Origin of the sequence: Streptomyces sp. NPDC059456 (genome assembly GCF_042750055.1) — a bacterium.
Lineage (GTDB): Bacteria > Actinomycetota > Actinomycetes > Streptomycetales > Streptomycetaceae > Streptomyces.
Window position 1 is genome coordinate 1 of sequence record NZ_JBHYVA010000294.1, and the last position, 6,803, is coordinate 6,803.

The 6,803-nt window shown below is 74.1% G+C and carries 5 protein-coding genes; 4 read left to right on the forward strand and 1 reads right to left on the reverse strand.

All coding sequences use genetic code 11. The annotated features are described in order from the left end of the window. Window positions 1–3: 3 nt before the first annotated feature. Window positions 4–1,392, reverse strand: coding sequence for an aminopeptidase P family protein (locus ACFXA3_RS23845; RefSeq protein WP_385189859.1), 1,389 nt, complete (start codon window positions 1,390–1,392; stop codon window positions 4–6). 174 nt (window positions 1,393–1,566) lie between these two features. Here ACFXA3_RS23845 and ACFXA3_RS23850 point away from each other — a divergent pair, with 174 nt between their 5' ends. From ACFXA3_RS23850 to ACFXA3_RS23865, 4 genes are all read left to right on the forward strand, one after another. Then, window positions 1,567–3,963 carry a collagenase gene (locus ACFXA3_RS23850; protein ID WP_385189862.1) on the forward strand — a complete coding sequence of 799 codons (2,397 nt, stop codon included), beginning with the start codon at window positions 1,567–1,569 and terminating at the stop codon, window positions 3,961–3,963. A 149-nt stretch (window positions 3,964–4,112) separates the two neighbouring features. Further along, the gene (locus ACFXA3_RS23855; protein WP_385189865.1) at window positions 4,113–5,270 is read left to right on the forward strand and encodes an NAD(P)/FAD-dependent oxidoreductase; all 1,158 of its coding nucleotides are present in this window, start codon (window positions 4,113–4,115) and stop codon (window positions 5,268–5,270) included. A 67-nt stretch (window positions 5,271–5,337) separates the two neighbouring features. Then, window positions 5,338–5,652 carry a (2Fe-2S)-binding protein gene (locus tag ACFXA3_RS23860; RefSeq protein ID WP_385189867.1) on the forward strand — a complete coding sequence of 105 codons (315 nt, stop codon included), beginning with the start codon at window positions 5,338–5,340 and terminating at the stop codon, window positions 5,650–5,652. Continuing rightward, on the forward strand, window positions 5,633–6,763 hold the full coding sequence (locus ACFXA3_RS23865; RefSeq protein WP_385189870.1) for an FAD/NAD(P)-binding oxidoreductase: 1,131 nt from the start codon (window positions 5,633–5,635) through the stop codon (window positions 6,761–6,763). The genes ACFXA3_RS23860 and ACFXA3_RS23865 overlap by 20 nt, the downstream gene beginning before the upstream one ends. Window positions 6,764–6,803: the final 40 nt, after the last annotated feature.

The following is a 6,803-nucleotide window of genomic DNA, read 5'->3' on the forward strand; positions in this document are numbered from 1 at the left end:
GCATCAGCCCTTGAGGCGCGCCATCCAGGCCTCGACGTCGGCCGAGGCGCGGGGGCGCCCGGCCCACAGGTTACGGTTGCCGGCCTCGGTGTCCAGGATGTCGTCCTCGATGCGGACGCCGATGCCCCGCAGCTCGGGCGGCAGGGTCTCGTCGTCCGGCTGGAGGTAGAGGCCGGGCTCGACCGTCAGGACCTGCCCCTCCTCCAGGACCCCGTCCAGGTAGGTCTCCGCGCGCGCCTTCGCGCAGTCGTGGACGTCCAGGCCCAGCATGTGCCCGCTGCTGCACAACGTGTACCGCCGGTGCAGATCGCCGCGCGCGTCCTTCAGGACGCCCCACTCCGCCAGGCCCTCCGCGATCACCCGCATCCCGGCCCGGTGGAAGTCCCGGAAGCTCGCGCCCGGCCGCAGTGCGGCCATGCCCGCCTCCTGCGCCGCCAGCACCAGTTCGTACACCTGCCGCTGGACGGGGGAGAAGCGTCCCGACAGCGGGAGGGTGCGCGTGATGTCCGCCGTGTAGAGGCTGTCGGTCTCCACGCCCGCGTCCAGCAGCAGCAGATCGCCGCGGTCGAGCGGGCCGTCGTTGCGAATCCAGTGCAGGACGCACGCGTGCGCACCCGACGCCGCGATCGTGTCGTACCCGGTGCCGTTGCCCTCCGCCCGGGCGCGCAGGCCGAACACCCCCTCGATCCAGCGTTCGCCGCGCGGGTGCGCCAGGGCGCGCGGCAGCGCCCGTACGACGTCCTCGAACCCCGCGGTCGTGTGGTCGACGGCGAGCTGGAGCTGGCCGACCTCCCAGGCGTCCTTCACCAGCCGCAACTCGGACAGGGCGGCCGCCAGTTCCGCGTCGGTGGCGGCGTTGCGGCCCGTCGGCGAGCCGAGCGCGTCCAGGTGCGCGCAGCGCAGGCCGGTCAGGCGCTCCGCCTCGGCCAGGTCGGGGCGGCGGCCGACCCAGAACTCCCCGTACCGGCGGTCGCGGTAGAACTCCTCGTTGCCGTCCGCGCGCGGGGAGCGGGGGCGCAGGTACAGGACGGGCTCGTGGCCGTGCGGGCCCGAGGGCTCCAGCACCAGGACGTGGCCCACCTGGTCCTCGCCCGTCAGCCCGGTCAGCCAGGCGTACGCGCTGTGCGGGCGGAAGCGGTGGTCGCAGTCGTTGGAGCGGACCTTGAGCTCGCCGGCCGGGACGAGGAGCCGCTCGCCCGGGAAGCGCGCCGAGAGCCGGGCGCGCCGGGCCGGGGTGAGCGCGTGCGCGGAGACCCGCGCGGCGTCGGGGAGGGGGGACGGCGCCCAGTCGGCCGCCATGAAACGGGACAACTCCGGTGACACGGGCAGGTCGTGGCTGCCGATGTTGAGGCGGGAAGCCGGGCCCGTGGCGGGGGAGGGGGTATCGGTCATGAGGGCTCCCTCGAGAAAGATGCGAACTGGTGGGCGCACAGGTCTTGTCAGTGCAATTTCACATTACTATGTTACAGCTCACACCGCGGCACGTGAATCCCCGTCAAACGCCGCGTGACGCAGGTCAGTTCACGCACCACTTCCCCCACCTCCTCTCCCAGCCAGGAGCTTTTGGTGTCCCAGCACAGAGCTGTGCGTACGTCCCTCCTCTCCGCCGCCGTCGCGGTGACGCTGCTCGCCTCCGCCGGCCAGGCCGTGTCCCAGACCGCAGACCGGGCCCCCGCGGCCGCACCCGCCCGCGCCGCCGCGCCCGGCACCTTCACCTCCGGTGCGCCCGGCGCGAACCCGTTCGACGAGGTCGACCACCTCGCCGCGCCCCGGCAGGCCAAGCCCGCGACGGCCCAGGCACCCGGCGGCCTGGCCGCCGACGGCCGCGTCCCCGGGGCGGCGCCCGCCGCGGCCCCGGCCGCGCGCCTCACCGAACGCACCGAGAAGAGCCGTGAGGCCGCCGCCCAGGCCGCGCCCACCGCACGGAGCGTCGCCGCGGGCGTCCCCTGCACCCTCGACGGGATCACGGGCCTCAGCCCCGAGCAGTTGGCCGACTTCCTGGCCGACCCCGCCGTCGCCGCCGACGGCTGTCTGCGCGGGCTGATCTGGACCTGGGACGCCCGGCTGGCGCCCGTCATGTCCGACGCGCACGTCCAGGCCGTCTCCCGCCGGATATCCGGCCTGGCCGCCGCCCACGACGGCCGGGGCTCCTCGCACCTGGAGGAGATGTTCACCTTCCTGCACGCGGCCATCTACCACGACTTCTCGCGCTCCGAGATCGACCTCACCGACGCCGCGACCGCCGACGCCATGAGCCGGGCCGTCACGGACTTCGGCAACGCCGCACGCACCTTCGACGCCACCGCCTCCAACGCCCGGACGCTGCGCGAGGCCCTCTACGCCACCGGCCCGGGCATGCGCCAGACCCAGCTCGGGCTGATCAAGAAGGTCCTGGCCACCCTGGACGCCTCGCACCCCGCGACCAGCGGGGACGCGAACTGGGGCGGTGCGGCCCTCGCCGCCCTCACCGTCAACTACCTCGGCGTGTACCCGGGCAACCAGGACGCCGCCTTCCACGCCGCGGCGAAGGCCGACCCCGCCTACCGGGCCGCCTTCAAGGCCTTCTCCGGGTACACCCACCTCAAGGGCACCGCCAACGCGTGGGTGGTCCGCGACGCGCTGGGCGAGTACGGCCGCTTCGGCCAGGTCGAGGGCCTCCAGGACCAGATCGCCGCCGACCTCGGTTCCCTCCTGGAGCCGGTCAGGGCCGCGTGGGGCACGGGCAGCGAGCCCTGGGCGAAGGTCGTCTCCTGGCTGAACACCTACAACGCGTGCAAGCAGTACGGGGTGTGCAAGGAGGACATCGAGAAGATGCTCTTCCCGAACACCTACAGCTACGACAACGGCGCCATCAAGGTCCGCACGGCCCTGGACCAGGCCACCGTCGACCAGCTCTACTACGCGAGCAAGCAGGTCAAGACCCAGTTCCACCGGGTCATCGGGACCGACCAGCCGCTGGCCGGCGACCCCAACACCACGCTGAACATCGTGCTGTACGCCTCCCGCGCCGACTACGTGACCTACCAGACGATGCTGTACGGCTACGGCACCGAGAACGGCGGCATGTACATCGAGAACGGCGCCACCTTCTACACCTACCAGCGCCGCGTCCCGCAGGACTCCTCCCTGACCCTCGAAGAGCTCTTCCGGCACGAGTACACGCACTACCTCAACGGCCGCTTCGCCGTCCCCGGGTTCTTCGGCGAGGGTCCCTGGTACGAGGGCGACCGCACCACCGCCATGGACGAGGGCACCGCCGAGTTCTTCGACGGCGCCACCCGCGACAACGGCATCGCCGTCCGCAAGTCCCTGGTCAAGGGCATCATCAGCGACACCGCCGGCGGCGGCCCGCGCATGTCGGTCGAGCAGCTGCTGAACGCCACGTACGAGGGCGACGGCTTCCGCTTCTACAACTACGCGGGCACCTTCTTCGAGTTCCTGTGGACCGAGAAGCCCTCGCTGCTGCGCGAGATGTACACCCACCTGCGGGCCAACGACGTCGCCGGGTACGACGCCTGGCGCCACCGGACGGGCGCGGACACCTATCTCCAGCGCGACTACGACCGCTTCCTGGACGCGCAGATCGCCAAGGTCGACCAGCTCTACGTGCCGAACACGGTCTTCACGGCCAACGACAGGCTGCGTGACTCCGCGCTCGCGAACGTGAAGTCCTCCTTCGCGGCGGCCACGTACAACACCCCGGACTGCGTGGAGAACGGGGACCCGGGCAAGCGCCGGTTCACCTGTACGGGCCGGATCACCGCGAACCTGAAGAACTGGCGCAGCGACGACCAGAACTTCAAGGACATGTCGGAGACGGTGGACTACTTCATCCTCGACCGGGCGGGCGCGGCCTCCAACAACCTGGCCGACATGAACTGTTCCTTCGGCCCGGTGGAGATCTGGACCGACCACAGGGCGGGGACGTCGGGTTACAGCTGTGAGGGCCCGCTGCGCAGCTGATCCGGCGGCCGGGCCGGTCCCTTCCGAACGGGGGGAGGGACCGGCCCGCGAACCCGCCCGCGAACCCGCCCGCGAACCCGCCCGCGGAACCGGCCGGACGTGCCTCGGAGCACCTGGGCACCGACTAAAGAATGTGACATATTACTGCCGTGCCCCATAGACACTTCCTGGACGTCGTGGTCATCGGCGCCGGCGTCGTCGGCGCCGCGGTCGCGTACTACGCGGCCCGCTCCGGACTCTCCGTGGCCGTCGTCGACCGCGGCCCCGTCGCGGGCGGCACGACGGGAGCCGGGGAAGGCAACCTGCTCGTCTCCGACAAGGAGGCGGGACCGGAGCTCGACCTGGCCCTGCTGTCGGCCGGCCTGTGGCGCGAACTCGCCGCCGTCCTCCCGCAGGAGATCGAGTACGAGGCCAAGGGCGGGCTCGTCGTCGCCCCGGACGAGGCTTCGCTCAAGGCGTTGCGCGATTTCGCCGCAGGCCAGCGCGCGGCCGGGGTCGAAGCCGTCGAGGCGGGGGTCGACGACCTCCGCACCCTGGAGCCCCATCTGGCCCCGGGCCCGGCGGGCGGATTCCTCTACCCGCAGGACGCCCAGGTCCAGCCGGCCCAGGCCGCGGCCCGGCTGCTGGCCGCCTCGGGGGCGCGGGCGTACCTCGGCGAGGAGGTGACCGCGATCCTCCGGTCGCCCGGCGGGCCGGGCGCGGTGCGCGGGGTGCGGACCCCGCGCCGCGAACTGCACGCCCCCGCGGTCGTGAACGCGGCCGGCACCTGGGGCGGCCGCATCGCGGAACTGGCCGGCGCGTCCCTCCCGGTGCTCCCGCGCCGCGGGTTCGTGCTGGTGACGGAACCGCTGCCGAGGGTGGTCCGGCACAAGGTCTACGCCGCCGACTACATCGCGGACGTCGCCAGCGGATCGGCGGCCCTGCAGTCCTCGGCGGTGGTCGAGGGCACCCCGTCGGGGCCGGTGCTGATCGGGGCGACCCGGGAGCGGGTCGGCTTCGACCGCTCCCTGTCGGTGGAGGCCCTGCGGCGCCTCGCGGTGCAGGCGGCCGCGCTGTTCCCCGTCCTGCGGGACGTGCGCGTGCTGCGGACCTACCACGGTTTCCGGCCGTACCTGCCCGACCACCTCCCGGCGATCGGCCCGGACCCCCGGGTCCCGGGACTGCTGCACGCCTGCGGCCACGAGGGCGCGGGCATCGGCCTGGCGCCGGCCACGGGCCTGCTGATCGCCGCCGCCCTGACGGGCGCGCCGTCCGCCCTGCCGCTCGACCCGTTCCGCCCCGACCGCTTCCCGGAGGCCACCGCGTGACCGCCCCCGACACCGGTCCCCGCACGCCGGACGGGCCGACGTGCTCCACCGCGAAGGAGAACCGCCGATGAGCCGGACCCCGCGCACCCTCGTCGGCGGTGCGCCCACCGCCACGTACGTGCTGCGCTTCGACGGGCGGGAGCTCACCGCCCAGGCCGGGCAGAGCATCGCCGCCGTGCTGTGGGGCGCCGGGATCCTCGCCTGGCGGACCACCCGTCAGGGCGGCGCCCCCCGCGGGGCGTTCTGCGGGATCGGCAGCTGCTACGACTGCCTCGTCACCGTCAACGGGCGCCCGAACCAGCGCGCCTGCCTCGTCCCGGCCCGTCCCGGGGACTGCGTCACCACCCAGGAGGGAACCGGCCATGCCGAGCTCGGCGTCTGACGCGGTCCTGCCCGACCTCGCGGTCGTCGGCGCGGGCCCCGCCGGGCTCGCCGCCGCCGTCACGGCCGCGGGGCTCGGCCTGCGGGTCGTCCTCCTGGACGCGGGGGAGCGCCCCGGCGGCCAGTACTACCGCCACCCCGCGCCGGGTCTCGGGGCCGCCCGGCCCGAAGCCCTGCACCACGGGTGGGCCGCCTTCGCCGCGCGCGAAGCCGCCCTGCGCGCCCACGTGGCGGCCGGCCGGATCGCCCACCTGGCGGGCCACCACGTCTGGACCGTGGTCCCGCACGGAACCGCCGCCGCCGGCGGCAGGGCCTGGACCCTGCACGCCGTCGCCGGCCCCGAGGAGGCCGCGGCGACCCTGCAAGCCCGGGCCGTGCTCCTCGCCACCGGCTCCCACGAACGGCAACTGCCCTTCCCCGGCTGGACCCTGCCCGGCGTCGTCGGGGCCGGCGGGGCGCAGGCCATGCTCAAGGGCGGGCTCGTCCTGCCGGGCAGACGGGTCGTCGTCGCCGGGAGCGGGCCGCTGCTGCTCGCCGTCGCCGGGTCCCTCGCGGCCGCCGGGGCCCGGGTGCCGGCCGTCGTCGAAGCCGCCGCGTACACCGGCTACGCCGGCCATGTCCCGGCCCTGCTGCGCAACCCCGGCAAGCTCGCCGAGGCCGCCACGTACGGCAGCGCCCTGCTGCGCCGGCACATCCGGCTGCTCACCCGGCACGCCGTGACCGAAGCCCACGGCACCGACCGGGTGGAGGCCGTCACCGTGGCCCGCCTCGACCGGGACTGGCGGCCCGTGCCCGGCACGGCCCGCAGGATCCCCTGTGACGCCGTCGCCGTCGGTCACGGGCTCGTGCCCCAGCTGGAGCCGGCGACCGGCCTGGGCTGCGCCACGCGCCGCGCCGCCGACGGCACCGTCGCGCTGGTGCTGGACGACGCACAGCAGACCTCCGTCCCGGGGATCTGGTCCGCGGGCGAGACCGGCGGCATCGGCGGCGCCCAACTGGCCCTGCTCGAAGGCGAGATCGCCGCTCACGGCATCGCCGGCCGGCCGGCCCCCGCCGCCCCGTGGGGCTCCCCCATTACGGCATTGCCCCCCCCGACCGCCCGCGAGGTATAAAAAAAAAAGGCAGGCGACCGCAAAATGACTGTTTATAATC

Bases quoted from the DNA above. Each gene is read 5' to 3' on its own strand.
- ACFXA3_RS23860 (WP_385189867.1), top strand. From the start codon at position 5,338: ATGAGCCGGACCCCGCGCACCCTCGTCGGCGGTGCGCCCACCGCCACG.
- ACFXA3_RS23845 (WP_385189859.1), bottom strand. From the start codon at position 1,392: ATGACCGATACCCCCTCCCCCGCCACGGGCCCGGCTTCCCGCCTCAAC.
- ACFXA3_RS23865 (WP_385189870.1), top strand. From the start codon at position 5,633: ATGCCGAGCTCGGCGTCTGACGCGGTCCTGCCCGACCTCGCGGTCGTC.